Below are 21,683 nucleotides of genomic sequence, written 5' to 3'. Positions count from 1 at the left end.
TTTAAATATTTTCTAAGCTTTCAGTTTATCCTGAAGTGCACTGTCCTTGGCTTCAACATCTGCCGCCATTTTTTGTCTAAAAGCTTTCAGCTGGTTCTGCAGTTCCAGATCAGCGATCGCCAGCATTTCTACAGCCAAGAGCGCTGCGTTGCGGGCACCGTTGATCCCGACCGTGGCGACCGGGATACCGGGAGGCATTTGCACAATCGCATAAAGCGCATCTACACCCTCCAAAGCACCACTCTTGATCGGGATACCAATAACAGGGAGCGTCGTGGCTCCGGCGATCACACCTGGAAGATGCGCAGCCATACCGGCCCCGGCGATGATCACTTTTCCTCCCTGTTTCTCAAAACTTTCCACCCATTCCACGGTTCTTTTCAGCGTACGGTGAGCAGAAGATATTTTCATTTCAAAGGGTACTGAGAATTGCTGCAGGATTTTTGCTGCTTCTTCCATGATGGAAAAATCAGAATCACTACCCATGATTACACCAACAGAGATCATTCGTTATTTCCTCCTTTAAATGCTTTTCCTTATTTGTGAGCAGAAATAATCACAAATTCACCATATTATCTGCAATAAATTCTAAACATATTTTACCCGACAACAAATACAGGGTCAATCAGAATCCGAACATTATTTTGTTTTTTTGTTCTAATGTTCGGAATATGACCAATAATAAGGAGACCTCCCACAGCAAAGCTACGAAAGGTCTCCTTATCGGTTCATACATTTAGGCCTTGGATATCCATATTCTTGCCGCCTTCGTTCCAATTTTCGTAGAGGAATAATACTTCATCAATGATCCACAATGCTGGTGATCATCGTAGATAAATGCTTGGATAAATCCAGGTCGTCCGGATTGTCCAGGGCTTGATTGCCTTGAGTGATTACCCTGACCACCGGTCTTGTTGGCAAAATAGGGTTTTGTTTGATAACAACACCGCGCAAACCATTGCTAAGCTCTATACCTGTTCCTGTCGGATACGGCGCCACAGACTGAGCAAAAATGCGGACAATTTCAGGGTCAAACTGCAGCCCTGAATGAACAATGATATATTCGTATGCCAGATAAGGCGGCATTGCATCGCGATAAGGGCGCTTGCTGGTCAAGGCCTCATACACGTCGGCGACAGAGGCGATCCTAGCGTATTCATGAATTTCATTCTCTCTTAGTTCCCTGGGGTAGCCCCCGCCCTTCCATTTCTCATGATGCTGCAGCGCAGCATGGGCAGACAGGATGCTGAAATCGCGATTGCCGCGGATATATTCATAACCATGCAACGGATGGGTCTTAATCTGCTCAAATTCTTCTTTTTCCAATTTACCTTTTTTGTTTAGAATTTCTTTCGATATTTTTGTTTTTCCGATGTCATGCATCAGAACTCCCATCCCAAGCTCCAAAAGCTGGTTTTGTGTAAAACCTTTGCCGATTCCGAGCATCAAAGCCAGGACTGTGGTGTTGATCGAATGATGATACGTATATTCGTCGTAGCCGTTAATATCAGTCAGATTACTAAGGATATCAAAACTGTGCAACAAATCCTGAACTAGATTCAGAACCGCAAAACGGACTGAATCCGCATCTATCTCTGCCTCCGGATGTTTCTCCAGTTCATCGGTAACTCCCCGAACCGCATTATATGCAATCTCTTTGGTCTTGTCCATAATGGCATAACCGATTTCAACATCTTGAAACCGTTCATCTTGAATGAATACCATATCGTAGCCGATATCTTTAAGCTTTGCTAAATAGTTCTTATTGAGCTCGACTCCTTTACCGAGAAGTATCCTGCCGTAGGAGTTTCTTATCGGTCTGGCCAGCACAGATCCTTCCTGAACGTATTTGATATTGACTAACCTCATGTGAACTCCTTGTTATCAAGATTAAAGGTACTTTGACTGGTGTAATTATACCATTAAAATGCCATAATTTATATTGCATTTAAGCGGTTTATAACGATTTTTATCATTTCCTCAATTTTATAAAGAAATATAAGACACTGATGTCCTCAGACTCTTCTGATCCGAATTGTTCTTTAATTGTTGCGTCCCCTCCGGAAGTAGTATCAACACTTGCCGAAGAAATGCCTATACCTAGAAAAAAGCTGCTGCAGACATCGGATCCTTGTCTGCAGCAGCTTTTTTTGTTATTCAGATATTTTTTTGATCACATATCCATTTTATTCTCAAGCAAATAGGCGGAAACACAGAAGAAAATGGCACCCAGCACCACCTGAATTAAAATTTGAATTAAAAGAAACGTATAGCTTGGCACCCCTGGACTGATCATCGAATTGGCACTAAATATATCCGTTGTCAGCGTATTTGTTATGGCACTGTCAACCCAGGCTAACAGCATAAAGATGATGAAGCTGATCAAACCGCCGAATTTTTTCTCAGCAAGGATACTCTTGCGAATGGATATGGCGGCATAGACCATTAAAAACAAGCCCACAATCGATACAAACATCATCAACAGACTCACTGCAAAATAAGAAGTCAGATTAATCCCTTCCAGATGGACTTGACTGATGATGTTAGAAAAGAGATCACTTCCGACCAAAGCCCGAAGAGGTTCTCCGTAAAACCCCATAAAATTGCCTGCAAGCAGCAGAATATAGACCAGTAGAAACAGTAATCCTTCCAATATTGCAGTAATAACCTTGCTCCCAAGGATTTTGTAACCACTGTTCGGTGTCAGCATAAACATATATCCTGTCTTATGATCTAGATCGCGGCTGTACATCATAATCACATCAATAATATACAGCACAAAAAAGATACCAAGTATTCCCGAAAAAAATGCCCCCAGCACGATCATCTGTTCTTCGGTTGTATGCATACCAATTTGTAGCTTCACCAAAACAAATGCATTCAGGATCAGGACGATGGCCATAAAAATGCCCAGGCCCCTCCATTTTCGGATAAATTCATATTTTATCAGATTAGCCATGGTAAACCTCCTTATACAGTGCCTCAATCGAGCAGGATTTCTCCAGTCTGAATTTTTCCGCATCACCAGCCAGGACGACCGTTCCGCGATCCAGGAAAATTACTTCATCCAGAATCGTTTCCAATTCACTGACCAGATGGCTCGAAATAATCACTGCACAGTCATCGCGGAAAGCACCCATAATCATCTTTACAATTTTTTCCCTGGAAATCGGGTCAATCCCATTCAGCGGTTCGTCCAGAAGATAAAGCCTGGCCTTCCGGGCCATCGTTACGGCCAGTTTGAGCCTGGCTTTCATGCCCGTGGATAAACTGCTGACTTTCATATTTTCCTGTAATTCCATGAACGTTAAATATTCCAGTGCTTTATTTTGATCAAAGTCCTCATACATGTCTGTGTAAAAACTGAGGATCCCGTCAATTTTCATCCAGCCGAACAGAAAATCATCCGTTGGCATAAAAGCCGTGAGTTTTTTGGTTTCTGCCCCGATGGGATAACCCATAACCGTCATTCTGCCGGAAGTTGGCTTAAAAAGCCCTGCGGCAATCTTGAAAAAGGTGGTTTTCCCACTGCCGTTAGGACCGAGCAGCCCGTACACTTTGCCCTCTTCAATCTGCAGATCCAGGTCGTGCAGTGCCTTGTTCCGGAAAAATCCTTTGCTGACATTTTCAGCAACTAATACAGATGTCATTGAACAGCCTCCTTATCCAGCCTGCTTTTTATCAGCGCAATCATGTCGTTAAAATTAAATCCCAATTCCATCATTCCTTCAATAAAGTTTCTGACGATATCCTCTGCCATTTCTTTCTTCATAATCTCCACCTTCTCCTCCGATTCTGTAATAAAAGTTCCTACTCCTCGTTTGGTAAAGGTCACTCCTTCCCGTTCCAGTTCATTGAAGACCCTTACCATGGTATTGGGATTCACCTTCAGGTTTTGGGCATACTCCCTTGATGACAGCAGTTTTTCGCCTAAATTCATTTTTCCTAGAATTATGTCTTTCTTAATCAAATTCATAATCTGAATGTAAATCGGCGCAGTATTATCAAAATTCATTATGTCACCCCTTTAACATCGTACTAGTTAACTATATAAATAGTACACTAGTACAGTGTTGAAGTCAAGTAAATCAGATTTACCCTTTTCAAAGCAAAGTTTTTGCCCAAACCAGAACCTCCTCAGAACTTCTAGCGACCCATACATGATGGGAACAGAGTAAACTTTGCCGGTTACAGCCAGGAGGCATTTAAGCTAAACACAGGAGGAATTAGTAATTACTAAAATATATTTCTTGCCCTCGATCCAAAATAAGTCTAGGATAATAATAAATAGTTGCTATCTTATTAAAATCTTATTGGAAGACTCTTTCGGGAGGAGATAAACATGGGAAAAATGATGAATGATCATTATATTTTGCCCCAAAATTTTTATCCGATGTTGAAATTGCGTGATTACCTTCATTTGGGAATCATCCGTCATTATCGCAAAGGGGAATCCATCGTCTTCCTTGGAGAAACCATTGATAGTATCATCTTAGTACTTTCGGGAAAATTGGGTATCAGCTTCATGCATGAGAATGGAAAGCAAAAATTTATGTATCATGCGGATCCGTACACTTTCATAGATGAAGCCCTTGGCATATTTACAAGCTCTTATGTTCATGTTGTTTCGGAGGAAGATAGCAGCGTCTGTTTTTTTGAAAAATTTCAATTTCTTATGCTCCTTCATGAGAACAAAGAATTGCTTTTAGAATATATTACGTGTTTTTCATCCAAACGTTGTTATTTCATGCATGAGGCTAGTGAGGCGGTTCTTTATAAGCCATCCGTCAGGATTTTACGATTCTTTTATTTACTCTGCAATACACAAGGGAAACTGGTTGATAATGTTTATGAAATCGATGTGAAAATATCTCAAAGGGCAATTTCCGAAATAACAGGGGTTCACTTTATAACGGTCAATAAAATCTTAAGATATCTAAAAAAAGAAAACATTTTAAATAAAACAAGGAATAAGATTATTATATATGACTTACCACAACTAAAAGCTTTGATTGAGGATTGGATGAATCATTAAATACCGCCGAAAGGCGGTTTATTTTTTTCTTCATAAAAAAAATGTTCCACCCAATACGCAATGTAATCCGGGACTTATAACCGATAATGTAATGACCAATACAATAATCTTATAAAACAGGCAGCAAAATTTAAGGAGGTGAGAATGATGAGTACATTCTTAATTTTTTTAGCGGGGATTCTTTTTTTGGCCGGTATCCTTTTTATCAAGCCGCGTGCCAAAAAAGAGAAAAATTGGCAGACCGCGCTGGTTTGGGCATTATATGTAATTTGGTTTTTAATCACATGCATGGGGATTTCATTTGTTTACATTAATGCCAGCGTAGGACATGTCAAGGCAACAAGCACAGCGATTTTCCTGTTCGGAGGAATCTCAGTGATATTGGCCGTTGTTTTGGCCCGCATATTAGGTTTTATCGGCGCAAAAAGCAAGGCAAAAGAGTCAATTCAGGCTTAAAAGGAGGAGAACTGATGTCGGAGATTTCAAAAAATGGGGAAAAAGAAACCAAGCCGCAATATCAAGTGAGCCGCCGCGGTTTTCTTAAAACGGGGGCAGCTGCTGCCGCCATGAGTGTCATGGGGGCAATCGCAGCCCCGTCCAAGGTGGCAAACGCGGCTATTCATGACCTAAGCTATACACCTGCCAAAGGACAATGGTCGAAATTACGCCCTGTAAACCATTATGGTGGTGCCACGGTTCACTTTGTAGAAAATAACGATCAGTGGTTGGGAACAAGCAAAATTGTTGGGCCGATCAAAAAATCGGGAGAATTTAATTCGGGTTTCGGGCTTGCTACCAGAGGTCTACTGGGTGATAAGGCGAGATTCGGACTCCTTAGTCAGGGCGAAAGAAGTCCTTTAACGGGTGGCATAATGCAGGCTCTTGGGATGATTAGTGGAGATGAGACTGTCATGGGCACGCCGAGAAAAGATAAACTTCCTATTCCCGACCCCGAACAAATGTCCCAGCATATCAAAGATCTCGCTTATTATCTCAGGGCAGATGATGTTGGTATAGGCCAAATGCCTTCATACGGTTATTACGGCACGAAGTGTATGCCTCCCATAACTGTAATAGCTGCCGGTATCCTTCCGCCACAAACGCCGATCGCAGAAGTACCAAATACAGAACCGGAGTACCCCTATGTCATTACTGTCGCGGTTGAACAGCATTTGGAAACCTATTTGGCATCGACTGGGTATGACGGAATATCTGTAAGCCAGTCAATGCGTTGTTATCATGCCACAGCTAATATTGCCGTCATTATGGCGCGATATATTCGAAATATAGGCTATAATGCGAGAGCCCATCATTTTGGCAATTATGGTCTTGCCGTTCCTCCGGCACTTATAGCTTCCGGACTGGGTGAACATACCCGTACCGGAGACTGTGTTGCTCATCCCAGAATGGGATTCCGCAACAAATGTGCTGCGGTTACCACCGATTTGCCTTTGGTTGCCGATAAACCCATTGATTTTGGAATGTTGGATTTTTGCAGGGTTTGCATGAAATGTGCTGTTGAATGTCCTTCTAAAGCTATCAGCCCAGATAAAGAGCCAGTGGAAATGAACGGCTACCTGCGGTGGAACAGCGACTACAAAAAATGTGCCGTATTCCGTTGCAGTAATGAGGAAGGCGTCAACTGCGGCAGGTGTATGAAAGTCTGTCCATGGAATTCCAAAGAAAACTCCTGGTTCCATGAAGCAGGCCTGTGGATAGGCAGTAAAGGAGAAACTGCTTCAACAATGCTGAAAGCCATTGATGATATGTTCGGCTACGGGACTGAAATTGTTGATAAATACAAATGGTGGCTGGAATGGCCAGAGCTTCATAAAATTAATATACCAAGCTAGAAAGTATAGTTTAACTGCATAATAAAAATTATTGCGACGTATTCCTTCATACGCCGCAATAATTTTTGTTTATTAACATATACCTTGGCCAAAATATTATTTTCTTGGAACATTTTCCATCAGAACCGAAAGTTCAGAATAAAAATCATATTTCAAAGTTCCAATAACAATACTAGTAATATCTACAGACAATAATGCAAGCATACGGAGGTTTTATGAAGGGGTTAAAAGATGCCATAGATTCTTTTAAAGAAGATTTGATTCAGTCTGTGCAAGACTGCATTCGGATTAAAAGTGTCTCTAGCGATCGGGATGGTACCCAAAGAGCCTTGGAATATTACCTTGCCCTGGCTCATAGCATGGGATTCTCGGCACATAACGTAGAAAATCTGGGTGGAGTAATCGAATATGGAGAAGGGGAAAAAACCTACGGGATGATTGTTCATCTTGATACTGTCCCTGAGGGAAGCGGCTGGAAATCCCCCCCTTTCGGAGGTCTGATTCAGGAAGGAAAAATTTATGGTCGGGGCGCAATCGATGACAAAGGGCCGGCGCTCTCAGCCCTCTATGCTTTAAAAGCCTTAAAGGATTCCGGATCAGGAATTAGCTCTGAATGTAAGGTTCAGATTATTATTGGGATTGATGAAGAGGGTATCTGGCATACAACGCCCAAATTATTGAAAAAAATTAAAGAACCTGATTTTTCTTTTGTTCCCGATTCGAAATTCCCGGTTGTAATTGCCGAGAAGGGCCTGGTCTGGCTGGAAATCAAGAAAACATTAAGTCTGGAATCCTCCGGCTATAGTGGGATTACGATTGAAACCATGCAAGGGGGAGGACAGTCCCTTAATATTGTTCCTGATTACTGCGAAGCTACACTCAGATTGAATGATGACCAAAAAATACAGATCAAAAAGGAACTCAGGCTATTCCAAGAACAAACAGGATATGATATCTCTCTTGAAAAAAATGCTTCTGTTTGCAAACTTATATCCAAGGGAAAATCCGCCCATGCCTTTATCTGCAATGAAGGACGAAATGCCATTTCCCAGCTCATTATGTTTTTAAGTCTGCTGGAGCTTGAAGGCGGGCAAAAGGAGTTCATCCAAGCCTATGCCCAAAGCATGGCAATGGAATATTATGGTGAATCCCTGGGCCTCAGTCTTGAAGATCAACTGACTGGTAAACTTACTGTTAACCCCGGGTATATCCTGATTGACGAGAAGAACATTATCCTGAAGGTGGATATTCGTTTCCCGGCCAAGGAGCGGCTTGACATAATCAAACCCAAAATCGAGAGAGCCTTTAGCGTTTTCCAGGGAAACCTTACAATCATCGATTCACTGGAATCTTTGAGTTTCCCGGAAGATGATCCCAATATTCGCAGACTCATACAGGTCTATCAGGATTTTACCGGAGACACTGAAACAAAACCTCTGGGAATGGGCGGAACCACTTTTTCCAAAGCTTTCAAACGCGCAGTTGCCTTTGGTCCGACTTTTCCCGGGATGCCTAAAGTTGAGCACCAGCCTGATGAATATATGGAGATTGAACATCTGATCAAGTGCACTGAGATCTACGCCCTAGCACTTCAATCACTTGTCAGAAACGAATAAGCGTTACCTTCTTATTCGTTGCCGTTAGCTCGATTTAACAGGATAGCGTTCCCCGATAATCGATGATGACTTCACTGTACGGCACCGAAATGCCAGCCTGGACCATGGCTGTTTTTACAGCCCGTACAATCCCGGAACAACATGGTACATCCATTCGGACCACCTTGATACTCTGCGGATGATTGATTCTGATGATCTCCGCGATCTTTTCCGTGTAATAATCATTGTCATCGAGTTTGGGACAGCCGATCAGCGTGATTCTGTCCTTCATGAACTTCTCATGGAAAGAAGCATAGGCATAGGCAGTACAGTCTGCCGCAACCAGCAGATCAGCATTTTGCAGGTAAGAAGCCTGCGGGTTAATCAAATTCAGTTGAATCGGCCATTGCCTGAGTTCCGACGGGCGTTCAGCCCCGATATCTCCGGAATCCTGTTTTTCCCCTGCAGGCGTTTTTTTGATCATTGCGGCTATGGTGCCCGGGCAAGAGCAACCCGGTTTTTCTTTTTTCTGGGCGAGCTTGGCTTTGACCAGCTCTTCGTTATAGCCTGTGGCTTCTCTTTCGATAATCTGAATTGCACCTGTCGGACATCCCGGCAGGCAGTCACCAAGCCCGTCACAATATGCATCACTGACCAAAATGGCTTTGCCATTAATCAGCTGCAGCGCACCTTCATGACAGGCGTTTACACATAACCCGCAGCCGTTGCATTTTTCCTGATCGATTTCTATAATCTTTCTGATCATATTTATCACCTTTTCCTTGATCTTCGTCATTTTGATATCTCTACTATAGCGCAATGATCATGGAAAAATCGGTAACCTCCGTTACGACGCATTGGAACAAAATTGATAATACCAAACAAAAAATAAGCAATATGTTTTGTGTCTATTTTTTCTTGATTTCTTCGTAGCGGCGGAACCATTCAGGAAATGCTTTTTTGAATTGGACAGGCTTAAAATTGTCTTTCCGGACCAGAATATGTTTCGTGTGTCCTTCGGCGCAGACTTCACCGCTGTCATTAACAACCTTGTAGCCGTATACCGTCCATAAACCCTGATTTTCTTCGACCCAGGTTTTCACGAACACACGATCACCGTAGTGTACCGCTTTTTTATAGGTTACTTCGACTTGATAGACCGGAGCATAATACCCGGCTTCTTCCATATCCAGATAATGATATCCGGCATCTTCGACCAGCTGGCATCTTCCGAGTTCAAACCATTTCAGATAATTGGCGTGGTAGATTACGCCCATCATATCGGTATCGGCATAACTTACCTGGATTTCTTTTGTCGAGATCAAATATGGTTCCATTTCTTACTCCTATTCTCAATTTTTCATATTTGACAGCTAATCATTAGCTATCTGTTATTTACTTTTCTTTTTAGCCTCCAGCATTTCAACCGCCTTGAATCCGATTCCTTTCTAGTTTCCACTTTCTTGGCATTGGTTTCTTGGCATTGGTGATCTCTAAAATTTTTGATTAATCAGTTTGCGGAAAAACAGGAAATATTTTCTTTCGGCTGCGTCATAATCGCTGCCTTATTACAGTCTATTTTAGCAAGAAAACGCATACAGATCAAAATGTTGTGAAAGGATGGTTGGAAAAATGAAACGTCATCGCTGGTTAATACTTCCTCTGGTTTTTGTTTTGATCTTCCAGCTGCCGGTACCGCTTTTGGGCGCTGATACCGTAACGCCTCAGACAGGTTCGGCGGAAACAAAAATCTCCCTGGAACAAGCCCTGCAGATTGTCAAACAAAATTTTGAAATTTCTAAAGAGCTGACCGAGTTCACTTCAAGCTTCAGCAATTATCAGTCCCGTCAGGTTTGGTCGCTGGACTGGAACACTTCCGGCAGCTCCGGCGGTAATTTTTCAGCCCAGGTCGACGCTGTCAGCGGAGAAATTCTGTCCATATATTCCTGGCAGTCTGTCCAGGGCAATCAGGCCTATACACTTCCGCGGATAACCCCGGAACAGGCCAGACAAGTCGCGGAAGCTACTGTCCAAAAATTAACCGGGACGAAATATGCCAAATTGAAATTCCTCGAGAATAAGGCGATTGTTCCGATCAATCTCTATGGCGAGACCATTTACAGCTACAATTGGCAGCGGTTTGAAAACGGCATCCCGTTTCAGGGCAACCTGGTCAGTGTACAGGTGAGTGCTTCGAGCGGCAAGGTCACTGCTTATAACATCATCTGGAATGATTTTAAGATCCCTGAAGTGAATAATATCATCAATGCCGGGCAAGCAACTGAATACTTTAATACCGCTAAACTTTTGGAACTGCAATACTTTCTGGCACCGGCTTATAAGCCATTGACCACAGCACAAAATAGTGAGAAAGTCCAGCTGGTTTATACCCTGAAAAACGGTGGAACAATCGATGCATTCACCGGAAAACCCTTGGTCCTGAACTCCGGTCAATGGCTGTTTACGAATGACCGGGCGCTGGGTGGACTTGGCTCGGCTGAAAGCGCAGCCAAATCCGTTCCTTTAACGCCGCAGGAACAAAAGGAAATCGCCGAAAATGCGAAGCTTTTAACCAGGGAAAAAGCGATTGAGGCCGTCAAGCAGTGGGTAGAAATCCCTTCGAACGTTACGTTGAAAAGCATCAATCTTTACCAGGACTACAGTCTACGCGGCGGAAAGGTATGGTCCTTTGAATGGGGAACCCCAAGCGGGTCCGGAGCCCAAACGATTAATTCCAGGGTCAATGCAGCCAGCGGCGAATTAATCTCTTTCTCTGTTTACTCCTCTTCCGCAAACACCGACGGAAGCCTGAATGCGATTACAAGCGAACAGGCCCAGACCATTGCGCTGGATTTTATCAGAAAAATCCAGCCGGCCAAATCTCAGCAGGTTAAACTCAATACGGACAACACAGCTGATTTCGTCAAATCAGCAGAATTCACCAGCATCACGTTCAACTATGAACGGATCGTCAACGGCATTCTGTTCCCTTCCAATAACATCAGCATTACTGTTGACTTGCAGACGAAGAAAATCACTTCTTATTATCTGAATTGGTGGAATCTCGATTTCCCGCAATTGTCGGAAGCAATGTCTCCAGCCAAAGTCCAGGAAATACTCTTCCAGGCTAGACCTATGCAATTGACCTATGTTCTGTTGTACGATCAAGGAGAAGCCAAGGAAGTCCGGCTTGTCTATCAGCCCTCCTCAGAAAGCAGTCAAACCTCCGGCCTGATAGATGCCAGAACCGGATCATTTTTGGATTTCCAGGGAAATTCCTTAAAAGATCAGCCTCAGACTCATATCTTCACAGATATTGCCGGAAACACTGCGGAAAAAGAAATCACCGTGCTGGGGATGGCTGGATTATTCGGTGAATACGGAAGCCAGTTCCGGCCGACCGAAAATATCACTGCCAGTGCCTTCCTGCGGGCTCTTTACACAATAAAAAACGGCTCGGAGAACAATCTTCCCGATACCGATGTCATAAAAAAAGCTAAAGAAGAAGGATGGATTCAGGATAACCTGGCCCCGTCCCAAATCGTTACCAAAGAACTGTGCAGCCAAATCATCGTCCGCTTCCTCGGGCTCGAAAAGATTGCCGCGCTGAACCCAATGTTCCAGACTTCCTTCGATGATGTCCCGGTTGAAGAGCGCGGATACGCTTCACTCGCCACGGGTCTCGGCATTCTGAAAGCGGACAACAACAAATTTTATCCGCTTCAGCCTATGACCCGCGCTGATACAGCTTACGCCCTGATCAGAGCGTTTGAAACCGGGTTCAAATCTTAATTTCGTACAAAATTGTAAGGAAATCCCTACAAGGCCCACAGGCAAGACTAAGACTAATAATAAACAGTGAAAATGTAGCCGAGCGCTATCCCAAGAACGGCCAGTGTGAATCCACCAAATCTGAATCCTGTTTTAATTAGCGGGATTCTTTTTTGATTTCTGACTAAAAAATCTTCATTTTCTTTTTTCAGTACTTCCATCATTTTTTTCGGCTGCATAAAAGCAAAGAAGCCAAGGATTACATACGCGCCGAATCCCGCATAGACAAGGATGTCCAGATCCACATTGCAGCCAACTAAGAATGCTATCAAACTCAATATAACCAAAGTTAAGAAAACTTTCTCAAATAGGGTTGTCGATCTTTCAAAAAGAGGTTTCACCTTTATTATCCCACCTGCTGCAGTTGTATTGTATAAGTACTCATCTATTATAAAACAAGTCCGCGGGAAATTGTGCAGGTAAATAAAGACAATCCCATGCTTGCTTTCAGCGTCTGTTCATCGCATAATAATAGTTAAGACAAACAGTACGTTTCCATCTTTCTAAAAACAAGCTTACCGGGGTGATCGTATGAAAATTGATGCTCAAAATGAACTGCTGCAGCTGCAGCTTCAAAATATGGTCCAGGCCCTGGAAGGCACTTCTGAAAACTCCGAAGCTTTTCAGATGGTTTATAAAATGCTGTTGGAGACCATGCAGCAAGACAGCAATGTCACATCGGATCTGTCAAGTCAGATGGATCAAACGGATCCTTCCAACACGTCTGACCAGATGCAAATGCTCTATCTCTATAACCTTATCAATCTGCAGAATTCACTGCTCAACACAGGAGACGGAACCGAAAGCCTGACCAGAACCGGGGACTTCCTAGGAACAAATAACATGCCCTCATCCGGGCAGATATACAACAGTGCTTACAGTGCTTACAACATGAATAACATGAACAACACGAATAATACAGACAGCTCTTTCGACGCGTCTTCGATTGATGCTTCAATTAAAGCTGCGATTACGGGAGCTTCGGAAAAATACGGTGTGGAAAAATCTTTGATCTCAGCCGTCATTCGTCAGGAATCATCCTTTAACCCGAACGCGGTCTCTTCAGCAGGCGCAATCGGGCTCATGCAGATGATGCCGGCAACAGCCTCAGGGCTGGGCGTAACCGACCCCTTTAATATTGAACAGAATGTTGACGGTGGAACGCGTTATTTACGGCAGCTGATCGACCGTTACGGATCTACGGAGATGGCTCTGGCTGCCTATAATGCTGGATCAGGAACAATCCGGGCCAGAGGCGTCCAGGGGCTGGAGGATCTTGTGAAAATGCCTGCCGAAACAAGAAATTTTGTTCAAAACGTTATGAGTTACTACACAGGTAGAAGCGCCTAAGAGAAGCGGGACATCTCAGCTTTTTCTAATATCAGCAGGCTTTACCTTTGGTGGAATCAATTCCTGCCAAACTGTTCGGCTTCGAGGACCGTGGGGCATCGAACCCGGCGTCCGGGTAAGGTAACAATTATTTGAACAAAGAAACATACCAAAAGAACGTATTGAAAGAGGCTGCCACTTATTCTGGCAGCCCCTAAATCTTTATTCAAACAAATTGAAAAATGAAGCGATCTTGACATTCTCAATTGATAGTATCCAAGGCAAAGATAAAGGTTACTTATCTCCTTCTTCGGGTACAATGCATAGGAATGAAAATTCTTTCCCGGAGTCATTCTGAAATTGATGGAGCGCACCTCCGGGAACATAGGCATACGCGCCTTCCTTCAGGGCATAATCATGACCGTCTAAATGCAGTGTACCTTCGCCTGAAGCAATATAATTAATATGGGGCCAATCATGCGTATGTCTGGGTGTAAAGCCCCCTGGTTCAAGCGTAAAGAGCCGCATCGTCCAGCCCTCCCAGCCTTCTTTGGGAGATACCAGTACTTTTTTGATGGCACCCTGTATTCCTGCTCCCTGCATAGGGACCCCTGCCAATTCGTTCACATGTCCGACGATCATCGTTTCGCCTCCGATCTGATTTCTCTGTTTTATTAACTGAATATCGAGTTTACTCCGGTGATCGACTTATCGGGTTAGTCTGGGGTAATTAAGAATTAATGGATCCCTGAAACAACTTGATATTCAGTTTTATTATTTATTTTATTATTTTTACCTGTCTTGTTTATCCAACGGATAGTTTCCGAGCATCTGGAAGTAAGCGCTTTCTTTCTCGATCCCCTCAACGGCTTTCTTGACCACACGATTATTCAGATTACCCTCGAAATCAATATAGAAGAGATATTCCCAGGTCTTATCCGTCATCGGACGAGATTCAATCTTCATCATATTCAGCCCATTGCGGGCAAAATGACTGAGAACCCTGTACAATGAACCGGGTTCATGGGAAATGGCGACAACGAGACTGATCTTGTTACACGCACTTCTAAGCTCAGGTTTTCTGCCGATAATGATAAACCGGGTAAAGTTCGCCGGGTTATTATTGATTTTTTCAGCCAGAATGTCCAGACCATAGAGCTCTGCCGCTCGCCTGCTTGCAATGGATGCCAGGGCTTTCGAACCTGCATCGGCGACTTTCTTGGCACTTACCGCGGTATTGCTGCAGGTCGCCTGGCTCCATTCGGGATGTTTTCTTAAAAAATTACTGGACTGCTGAAAACCCTGGGTATGGGAGCATACTTCCCTGATATCTTCGAGTTTTGTTCCTTTAACCGCCAACAGGTTATGATCGATCTGGATACATTTTTCACCAACGATATAAAAGCCGAACCGGCAAAGCAGGTCGTAGACGTCGGCAATACCGCCGGTAAAAGAATTCTCCAGCGGAAGAACCCCGTAATCAATCTCTTCTGCAGCCAACGCCTGAAACACATCTTCAAAGTTCACATAATTCTTGGTATTCTTGCCTTCCCCGAAATATTCCTTAAGCGCCTGCTCACTATAGGAACCCGGAATTCCTTGAAACCCGATCACATTTCCGGAAACACATTTTCCCGGTTCTTCAATTTTCGACTCCTCTTCAATTTCCGGAATGACCTGCCAGGAACCTGTTTCTGGCCTGAAAAAGCGTTCGGCCTGAACACCTTTGCTAATACTCATGACGGCTTTGAGGAATTCTTCTGCTGTCTTAGCCAGATCCTTGTTTTTGACCTGCTCAATTTTTTGCAGGACTTTATTCTCCCTGGATTCATCCAAAATATTGATGCTGTTCAAAATCTTATATTCGGCTACCTCAATGACGGTCTCCATTCTTGCTTCAAAAAGGCGAAGCAGCTCGGTATCGATTTCATCTATCTTAGACCTGAGGTCCTGCAGTCTCCGATTTTCTAGTTCATCCACGTTACCCCATCCTTTTCTATCATCAAGTCCAATAAGGCCAGTGCAGCGGCGCTTTCTACCACAGGAACCGCCCGGGGGACGATGCAAGGGTCGTGTCTCCCCTGAACCGTAATTTGCGTCTCTTCCCTGGAGGCCATATTCACCGTCTGCTGCACTTTGCCAATCGAAGGTGTCGGTTTCACGGCAGCCCGGAATAGCAAAGGCATTCCATTCGTGATCCCTCCAAGAATTCCGCCATTGTGATTGGAAAGCGTCACTACTTTATCATCTGCGAGAGCATACGGATCATTGGCTTCGGATCCTTTCATCTGCGTAATTGCAAACCCAGTACCGAATTCGACTCCCTTCACCGCCGGAACAGCAAACAGCAGATGGGCAATTTTACTTTCAGCTGAGTCAAAGAATGGTGACCCCAAACCGGCGGGCAAACCGACTACGGCAGTTTCAATCACACCGCCGACAGAGTCCTCTTTAGCTTTGGCCTGGAGAATCTCCTGTTTCATCCGAATACCCGCTTCTTCCGATAGAATCGGGAATTCCTGCTCTGTCAGTTTCCAAAGCAACCCTGAATCAATTCGGAGGCTATCAAAATGATCCTCTCTTATACCGCCAATATTTAAAATATGGCTGCCGATCATAATACCCTTCTTCTCCAGGACTTGCTTGGCAATCGCGCCAGCCAATACCAGCGGCGCTGTAAGTCTGCCTGAAAAATGCCCTCCGCCCCGGTAGTCGTTGAAGCCTCTGTGTTTTACCATCGCGGTATAATCCGCATGGCCGGGCCGCACCGTGTCTTTCAATTCGGAATAATCCCCGGAGTGCTGGTCTTTATTCCAGATCACACAGCAGAGTGGGGCTCCAGTCGTAGTTCCTTTAAAGAAACCACTCAGGATTTCAAATTCGTCTTTTTCCTTTCGCGGGGTTGAAAGCGGATTCTTCCCTGGTGCCCTTCTGGCCAGTTCCCGGCCGATGAAGGGCAAATCAAGCTTTAGTCCCGCCGGTAGACCATCAAGTACGATCCCGATGCATTTTCCGTGTGATTCCCCAAACAACGATAGTTTAAGGTATTCACCCCATGTTCCACTCATCAGCTCTACCTCCCAATTTGCAAAAATCCTGCCAGAAATGCGGATATGATTTTTTTACGGCTTCGGCTCCGGTTAGAAACACAGGTTCTGTACACCTGATGGAGGCCACAGCCATGGCCATCGCGATCCGGTGATCGTTCCAACTGTCGACGGTTCCGCCATGCAGGGTTTCTACCCCTTCGATGAGGAGCCCTTCCTGCAGCTCCTGAATCCTGGCCCCAAGTTTGTTCAGCTCTGATGCCGTTGCTTTGAGTCTGTCCGATTCTTTGATCCGGAGTCTTCCGGCATTAATGATTCTGGTTGTTCCTTTGCTTAAAGAAGCCAGGACTGCAAGTACAGGGACCAGATCCGGACACTGCCCGGCATCGATCACTGTTCCCACAGTCTGGGCGCTCAGGACTCCCAAACTATCATCCGTCCAAACAATTCGGGCACCCATCGCCAACATAATATCGAGGATCATCCTATCCCCCTGCAAGGATTGAGCGTTGATATCTAGACATTTCAGACCGGACCCCAGTGTCCCTGCCACCAGCCAGAACGCGGCCTGGGAGTAGTCTCCTTCAATGCGGCAATTAATTGCCTTATACCGCTGCTTTCCTGGAATAAAAAATTCCCGGTATGCGTTGTTTTGTACGGTTATTCCCGACTTTTCCAGCGCATCGATGGTCAGGTCAACATAACCGCGGGATTCCAGTTCCGTTGTAATGACAATTCTGGAATCTCCGTCCAAGAGCGGCAGTAAAAACATAAGTCCTGTAATAAATTGAGAACTGACATTGCCTTTCAGTTTATACTCACCCGGTGAAAACCTCCCTTTGATCGTCAAGGGCAAATAACCGTTCCGGGTCTGATATTCGATTCCGTGCAGTTGGAACAGCTCATAATATGCGTCCAGCGGGCGCTCCACCAGCTTGCCGGCACCGGTAAAGGTCACCGGGCCTCCTGTCAGTGTGGCCAGCGGTATCAGAAATCTCAGCGTAGATCCGGATTCCCGGCAGTTGATTGTTTCCTGCGCGATTTGAAGCTTCGGGTTCCCTTCCAGCCAAAGCGCGCCTGGTTCACCAGGGTTCACCGAGACTTCTCCGACGGTTGTACCCAGAGACACCAGCCCGTCCAAGGTTGCAGAAATATCTTCAGAGAAGACAAGATTGTCAATGCTGCTGATTCCTTCAGCCAGCGCGGCGCATATCACTGCCCGGTGACTGATGCTTTTAGAAGGAGGTATCCTGATCTCCCCTGTTAAGGTTGAAGGTTGCAAGCGTAAGCACGTCAAGAAAATCTCTCCTTAAAACTTTTCTCTGCCCCGGCCGGCATTCTCAAGCATTTCTTTCAGCGAATTCTGGTCTTTTTCCGCGATCGCTGTCCTGATCAGCCGAACGTTTTCGGTGAACACGTCAATCTGTTCTAAAATATTGTCTTTATTCTCAAGTAAAAGTTCACTCCAGAGCTCGGCATTCATTCTCGCCACCCGTGTTGCATCGCGGAAGCTGCCTCCGACAAAGCTGCCGGTATCCTCGGAGCCGGAACTGTTCATCAGGGCGGCCGCAATGACATGAGGAAGCTGGCTTGTCAGCGCAATTATTTCGTCATGTTTATGCGGTTCCATTCGGATTGGCTGTCTGCAGCCGAGACCAAGAATCAACCTTTCCACCAGTCTCAAGCTTTCATTCTTCGTCCCGTCGATTGGGGTAATCAGATAGTTGGCCCCCCGGAAAATCTCTTCAGAAGCATAGGCAAATCCGCTGGATTCTTTGCCAGCCAGCGGATGTCCCCCGACGAAGCTCAAATCTTCCCTTAAGACTGAACTAATCTCCTGAACGACTTGTTCTTTGAGTCCTGCCGTATCTGTAATCAGGGCACCGTTTTTAAAATAGGCCAGATTGTCTTTCACAAACTGAACGGCAAGCTCCGGATAGATGCAGATCACAACAATATCCGAGCTTTGCAGCGGAATGCTTGCCTCCGTGAATCCTTTGCTGATCACACCCGTTTTTTCTACCTGTTCCAGTACGCTGCTGTTAACATCGACTGCCCAGATTCTCTTTGGTTTTAGTTTATTCAAAGCCATGGCGAATGATCCGCCAATAAGTCCCAGACCTACCACCGTAATTTCCATGCTACCAAAGTCCGGTTCTTCCAAGAAATCCACCTCCAGGGATCATCTCATTAATTAAATAATCTTGTTCTGTATAACCGCCAGCTGTCTCAGCGAGTCCATTAAAGCCTGAAATTTCTCCGGTTTAATAGACTGCTGCCCGTCGCATTTGGCATTGGCCGGGTCGTTGTGCACTTCGATCATGACACCGTCGGCACCTACGACCATCGCTGCTTTAGCCATCGGTTCGACAAGCCACCAGAGCCCTGCCGCGTGGCTTGGATCAACAATGACCGGAAGGTGACTCAGTTTCTTGATCACCGGCACAGCAGTCAGGTCAAGCGTATTCCGGGTGTAATTTTCAAAAGTACGGATGCCTCTTTCACAGAAAATAACATTCTCGTTGCCATGCGCCAGAATATACTCCGCAGCGAGTAATAATTCCTCAATCGTCGAGGATAACCCTCTTTTTAGGATCACCGGTTTTTGGATTTTTCCGACTTCTTTTAAGAGTTCAAAGTTCTGCATATTGCGGGCGCCGATCTGAATAATATCCACGTCTTCAACGAATCTCTCCAGATATTCGGTTGACATTAACTCCGATACAATCGGCAGTCCTGTCTTGGTTCTGGCTATTTTCAGAAGTTCCAGACCATCTTCTCTTAAACCCTGAAAGCTGTACGGTGAGGAACGCGGCTTAAAAGCGCCACCTCTTAAAAAAGCAGCCCCGGATTTTTTGACCGCTTCGGCAATGCCGACGATTTGCGTTTCACTTTCTACCGAACATGGTCCGGCAATCACAGCAAAGGTGTCGCCGCCGATTTTTCTGTCCCCGACACTGATGACCGTATCTTCCGGGTGGAATAAACGGTTAACCTTTTTAAAAGGCTCCTGAACATGAATGACTTTTTCAACATAATCATTTGCATGCAGCGTGTCCGGGTCAATGCTGCTGGTATTCCCGATCAATCCAAGAATATGGTAGTTCACGCCTAAAGACTCATGAACCTCACATCCCAGGTCCAATATCTTCTGTTTCATTTTCGTGATCTCCTCTGGTGGCGTCTTTGGCCTCATTACAATAATCATTTTCCCTACCTCCTAAACTGTCCTACTTACTTACATGATACTACGCAAGCTTGAATAAAAACAGAAGGCTCATTATTTCTAATGAGCCTTCTTTAACGGTATCGCAATTCGTATTCGGGTTCCTCTCGACCGGGATCAGGCCGCAAGGCATTTTTCCGGATGCTCATTAGTGAAGAGAGAAAGTATTCGATTGTAGAACAACCAAAAATAACCGGTGCTAAAATAAAAGTAATAATAGCACTGGCTAAAGCTTCTAAACGTAAAGCTATTGATTTGTTCTAGCATTCTCTTACCGTTAAGCATTTTCATTCTCCCAAAAGGTACTTTTGAGTTTTGTTCATTATACCGTATAGATTCTTTGGCTGTCAAACAAAAGTTATTGTATACCTTTCTTTTTCTGCATTAGCTTTACTTGTAAATAAGGACATTGAAAATAAGTCCGCCAAACTTGCTTTTTTATTTAGGGAGCCAGAAAATAACGCCTCTCTATAGGCATTTCGCAATTCATCCATTTTTTCAAATATATAACATGTTTTAGGAGGAAATATACATTTTGTGGCGAAATTTACATAAAATTGGTTAAGCTGGAAGTTTCCCATGTCAAACTATCTTAACAAAGAACACCGCAGATGACTTGTGTTTAAAAAGGGGGTTTTCTCGATGAACTACGAGAGTATTGCTAATTTGGTTCATGATTGTGTTAGAAATCCCAAGATGTTGTTGGCACAAAACAGCCAACAAGGTAACAAGGTTAAGTCAAATGAGTTCACTGCTGTACAAAAAGTTTTATCCGGTTACAGAGTTTCTGGAGGCGCTGCTCTTATCACTGCATCTCCAATGGAGAGTTGGATGTAAAATTTAAACTTATCACTTTCAGCTTAAATCAAATTGTCTTTCATATAAACATAGACTATACTGCCAGGCACGACCGTAAAGAAATGCCTGGTAGTATACATAATAAGGGAAGTGTTTCGTGAATATGAATATTTTATTTGGAAAGATTTATAAAAAAAAAGTTTATTATTTAGCCAGTGCAATATTTATTTTTATAGGGATAGTCTACTTCTTTTCCTGTTCACAGCGCCCTTTTATTGGTTTAGATATTAATAACTCTGACGGTCACTGGTATGTGGTTACTGCCAATCAGAACGGAGAAGGGTATAAATCGGGTATCCGGTTCGGTGATCAGATCTTCAAAATCAATTCGGAGGATGCAGGAAATTATCATATCTTAAGAAAATGGGGGCGGGCCGAAGGAGCTAACAGTATTAGTTTTTCTGCTAAAGAAAATACAACAGAACAGACTATTACTATAGAAAATCCACCTGCTTTACAAAGGATGTTAGCTATACTTCCATATTTCTTACTTGGGTTCATTTTCTGGTTCCTGGGATTTATAGCCTGGTTGAAACGTCCATCTTTAGTACAGGCCCGCGCTTTATTTTGGTTAAATTATTTCCTTGGTTTAGCAATACTTCTGGCTCAAGCTTCCAGCCGTGGTTTGTTTCTAGGTAAAGAATTGGAGTACATAACTTTTTTGCTAACCGCAGTGGCTTTAATTTATTTCTTCTCGATTTTCCCGTTAGATAAAGAAAATAAAATCAATAAAGTAAGCTGCCAAATTGTAACCGCTCTTGCCGCAGTATTTTTTATATTACTAACTCAACTTTCCCACCCTGTCGGGTAGGTTGAAACCTTGAAAGTCTTTGAAAGTATGGTTAAATACAACAAGGAAACCACCAAATCTGGTATAATGAGAATAACCACAAACCCAATAATACCAGT

Annotated in this window: 22 protein-coding genes; 8 read left to right on the top strand and 14 right to left on the bottom strand. The window is 44.1% G+C overall.

Translation table 11 applies throughout. The features are described from left to right. Positions 1–12 precede the first annotated feature (12 nt). From purE to A7D23_RS00100, 5 genes are all read right to left on the bottom strand, one after another. Positions 13–507, bottom strand: coding sequence for a 5-(carboxyamino)imidazole ribonucleotide mutase (purE, locus tag A7D23_RS00120; RefSeq protein WP_019226397.1), 495 nt, complete (start codon positions 505–507; stop codon positions 13–15). Between the two features lie 294 nt (positions 508–801). Continuing rightward, complete coding sequence (locus A7D23_RS00115; RefSeq protein ID WP_019226396.1) at positions 802–1,869, bottom strand: HD-GYP domain-containing protein; 1,068 nt, start codon at positions 1,867–1,869, stop codon at positions 802–804. A 304-nt stretch (positions 1,870–2,173) separates the two neighbouring features. Continuing rightward, the gene (locus A7D23_RS00110; protein WP_019226395.1) at positions 2,174–2,959 is read right to left on the bottom strand and encodes an ABC transporter ATP-binding protein; all 786 of its coding nucleotides are present in this window, start codon (positions 2,957–2,959) and stop codon (positions 2,174–2,176) included. Then, entirely contained in the window at positions 2,952–3,650 is a 699-nt protein-coding gene (locus tag A7D23_RS00105; RefSeq protein WP_019226394.1) for an ABC transporter ATP-binding protein, read from the bottom strand. The genes A7D23_RS00110 and A7D23_RS00105 overlap by 8 nt, the downstream gene beginning before the upstream one ends. Beyond that, positions 3,647–4,015, bottom strand: a complete 369-nt coding sequence (locus A7D23_RS00100; RefSeq protein ID WP_019226393.1) for a GntR family transcriptional regulator — start codon at positions 4,013–4,015, stop codon at positions 3,647–3,649. The genes A7D23_RS00105 and A7D23_RS00100 overlap by 4 nt, the downstream gene beginning before the upstream one ends. Positions 4,016–4,342: 327 nt before the next feature. Between A7D23_RS00100 and A7D23_RS00095 the strand changes: the two genes are divergently transcribed. The 4 genes from A7D23_RS00095 (at position 4,343) to A7D23_RS00080 (ending at position 8,504) form a co-directional block, all read left to right on the top strand. Continuing rightward, positions 4,343–5,035 (top strand): Crp/Fnr family transcriptional regulator, encoded by a 693-nt coding sequence (locus tag A7D23_RS00095; protein WP_019226392.1) that lies wholly within the window; start codon positions 4,343–4,345, stop codon positions 5,033–5,035. A gap of 147 nt (positions 5,036–5,182) precedes the next feature. Further along, the gene (locus A7D23_RS00090; protein ID WP_019226391.1) at positions 5,183–5,491 is read left to right on the top strand and encodes a hypothetical protein; all 309 of its coding nucleotides are present in this window, start codon (positions 5,183–5,185) and stop codon (positions 5,489–5,491) included. A 14-nt stretch (positions 5,492–5,505) separates the two neighbouring features. Continuing rightward, on the top strand, positions 5,506–6,888 hold the full coding sequence (locus A7D23_RS00085; RefSeq protein ID WP_019226390.1) for a reductive dehalogenase: 1,383 nt from the start codon (positions 5,506–5,508) through the stop codon (positions 6,886–6,888). A gap of 215 nt (positions 6,889–7,103) precedes the next feature. After that, positions 7,104–8,504, top strand: a complete 1,401-nt coding sequence (locus A7D23_RS00080) for a Sapep family Mn(2+)-dependent dipeptidase (RefSeq protein ID WP_019226389.1) — start codon at positions 7,104–7,106, stop codon at positions 8,502–8,504. Positions 8,505–8,538: 34 nt separating this feature from the next. On the opposite strand, the gene A7D23_RS00075 is transcribed toward A7D23_RS00080, so the two are convergent. Together A7D23_RS00075 and A7D23_RS00070 are read right to left on the bottom strand one after the other, a co-directional pair. Beyond that, the gene (locus tag A7D23_RS00075; protein ID WP_025205359.1) at positions 8,539–9,249 is read right to left on the bottom strand and encodes a 4Fe-4S binding protein; all 711 of its coding nucleotides are present in this window, start codon (positions 9,247–9,249) and stop codon (positions 8,539–8,541) included. A gap of 142 nt (positions 9,250–9,391) precedes the next feature. Beyond that, positions 9,392–9,820, bottom strand: coding sequence for a thioesterase family protein (locus tag A7D23_RS00070; RefSeq protein WP_019226387.1), 429 nt, complete (start codon positions 9,818–9,820; stop codon positions 9,392–9,394). Positions 9,821–10,115: 295 nt separating this feature from the next. Here A7D23_RS00070 and A7D23_RS00065 point away from each other — a divergent pair, with 295 nt between their 5' ends. Further along, on the top strand, positions 10,116–12,275 hold the full coding sequence (locus tag A7D23_RS00065) for a PepSY domain-containing protein (protein WP_019226386.1): 2,160 nt from the start codon (positions 10,116–10,118) through the stop codon (positions 12,273–12,275). A 53-nt stretch (positions 12,276–12,328) separates the two neighbouring features. Here the strand turns inward: A7D23_RS00065 and A7D23_RS00060 are convergent, their stop codons facing one another. Further along, entirely contained in the window at positions 12,329–12,655 is a 327-nt protein-coding gene (locus tag A7D23_RS00060; RefSeq protein ID WP_019226385.1) for a hypothetical protein, read from the bottom strand. Positions 12,656–12,845: 190 nt separating this feature from the next. Between A7D23_RS00060 and A7D23_RS00055 the strand changes: the two genes are divergently transcribed. After that, complete coding sequence (locus A7D23_RS00055; RefSeq protein ID WP_019226384.1) at positions 12,846–13,664, top strand: lytic transglycosylase domain-containing protein; 819 nt, start codon at positions 12,846–12,848, stop codon at positions 13,662–13,664. 273 nt (positions 13,665–13,937) lie between these two features. Here the strand turns inward: A7D23_RS00055 and A7D23_RS00050 are convergent, their stop codons facing one another. From A7D23_RS00050 to aroF, 6 genes are all read right to left on the bottom strand, one after another. Next, the gene (locus tag A7D23_RS00050; protein WP_019226383.1) at positions 13,938–14,285 is read right to left on the bottom strand and encodes a cupin domain-containing protein; all 348 of its coding nucleotides are present in this window, start codon (positions 14,283–14,285) and stop codon (positions 13,938–13,940) included. Positions 14,286–14,435: 150 nt separating this feature from the next. Further along, a complete protein-coding gene (pheA, locus tag A7D23_RS00045) occupies positions 14,436–15,623 on the bottom strand; it encodes a prephenate dehydratase (protein ID WP_019226382.1) in 1,188 nt (395 codons plus the stop codon). Further along, positions 15,611–16,711, bottom strand: coding sequence for a chorismate synthase (gene aroC / locus A7D23_RS00040; protein ID WP_019226381.1), 1,101 nt, complete (start codon positions 16,709–16,711; stop codon positions 15,611–15,613). Before aroC ends, pheA begins: the two co-directional genes overlap by 13 nt. Then, on the bottom strand, positions 16,692–17,987 hold the full coding sequence (gene aroA / locus A7D23_RS00035; RefSeq protein ID WP_019226380.1) for a 3-phosphoshikimate 1-carboxyvinyltransferase: 1,296 nt from the start codon (positions 17,985–17,987) through the stop codon (positions 16,692–16,694). Before aroA ends, aroC begins: the two co-directional genes overlap by 20 nt. A gap of 12 nt (positions 17,988–17,999) precedes the next feature. Continuing rightward, a complete protein-coding gene (locus tag A7D23_RS00030; protein ID WP_242837038.1) occupies positions 18,000–18,863 on the bottom strand; it encodes a prephenate dehydrogenase in 864 nt (287 codons plus the stop codon). A gap of 21 nt (positions 18,864–18,884) precedes the next feature. Further along, positions 18,885–19,898, bottom strand: a complete 1,014-nt coding sequence (aroF, locus tag A7D23_RS00025) for a 3-deoxy-7-phosphoheptulonate synthase (RefSeq protein WP_019226378.1) — start codon at positions 19,896–19,898, stop codon at positions 18,885–18,887. Positions 19,899–20,558: 660 nt separating this feature from the next. Here aroF and A7D23_RS00015 point away from each other — a divergent pair. Both A7D23_RS00015 and A7D23_RS00010 read left to right on the top strand, forming a co-directional pair. Beyond that, entirely contained in the window at positions 20,559–20,753 is a 195-nt protein-coding gene (locus A7D23_RS00015; RefSeq protein ID WP_019226376.1) for a hypothetical protein, read from the top strand. Positions 20,754–20,871: 118 nt separating this feature from the next. Continuing rightward, positions 20,872–21,585, top strand: a complete 714-nt coding sequence (locus A7D23_RS00010; RefSeq protein ID WP_025205357.1) for a hypothetical protein — start codon at positions 20,872–20,874, stop codon at positions 21,583–21,585. Positions 21,586–21,683: the final 98 nt, after the last annotated feature.

Source organism: Dehalobacter sp. TeCB1 (assembly GCF_001707455.1).
GTDB classification, from domain to species: domain Bacteria; phylum Bacillota; class Desulfitobacteriia; order Desulfitobacteriales; family Syntrophobotulaceae; genus Dehalobacter; species Dehalobacter restrictus.
Note: the sequence above shows the minus strand (reverse complement) of the source record. Positions and strands in the feature narration are given on the sequence as shown.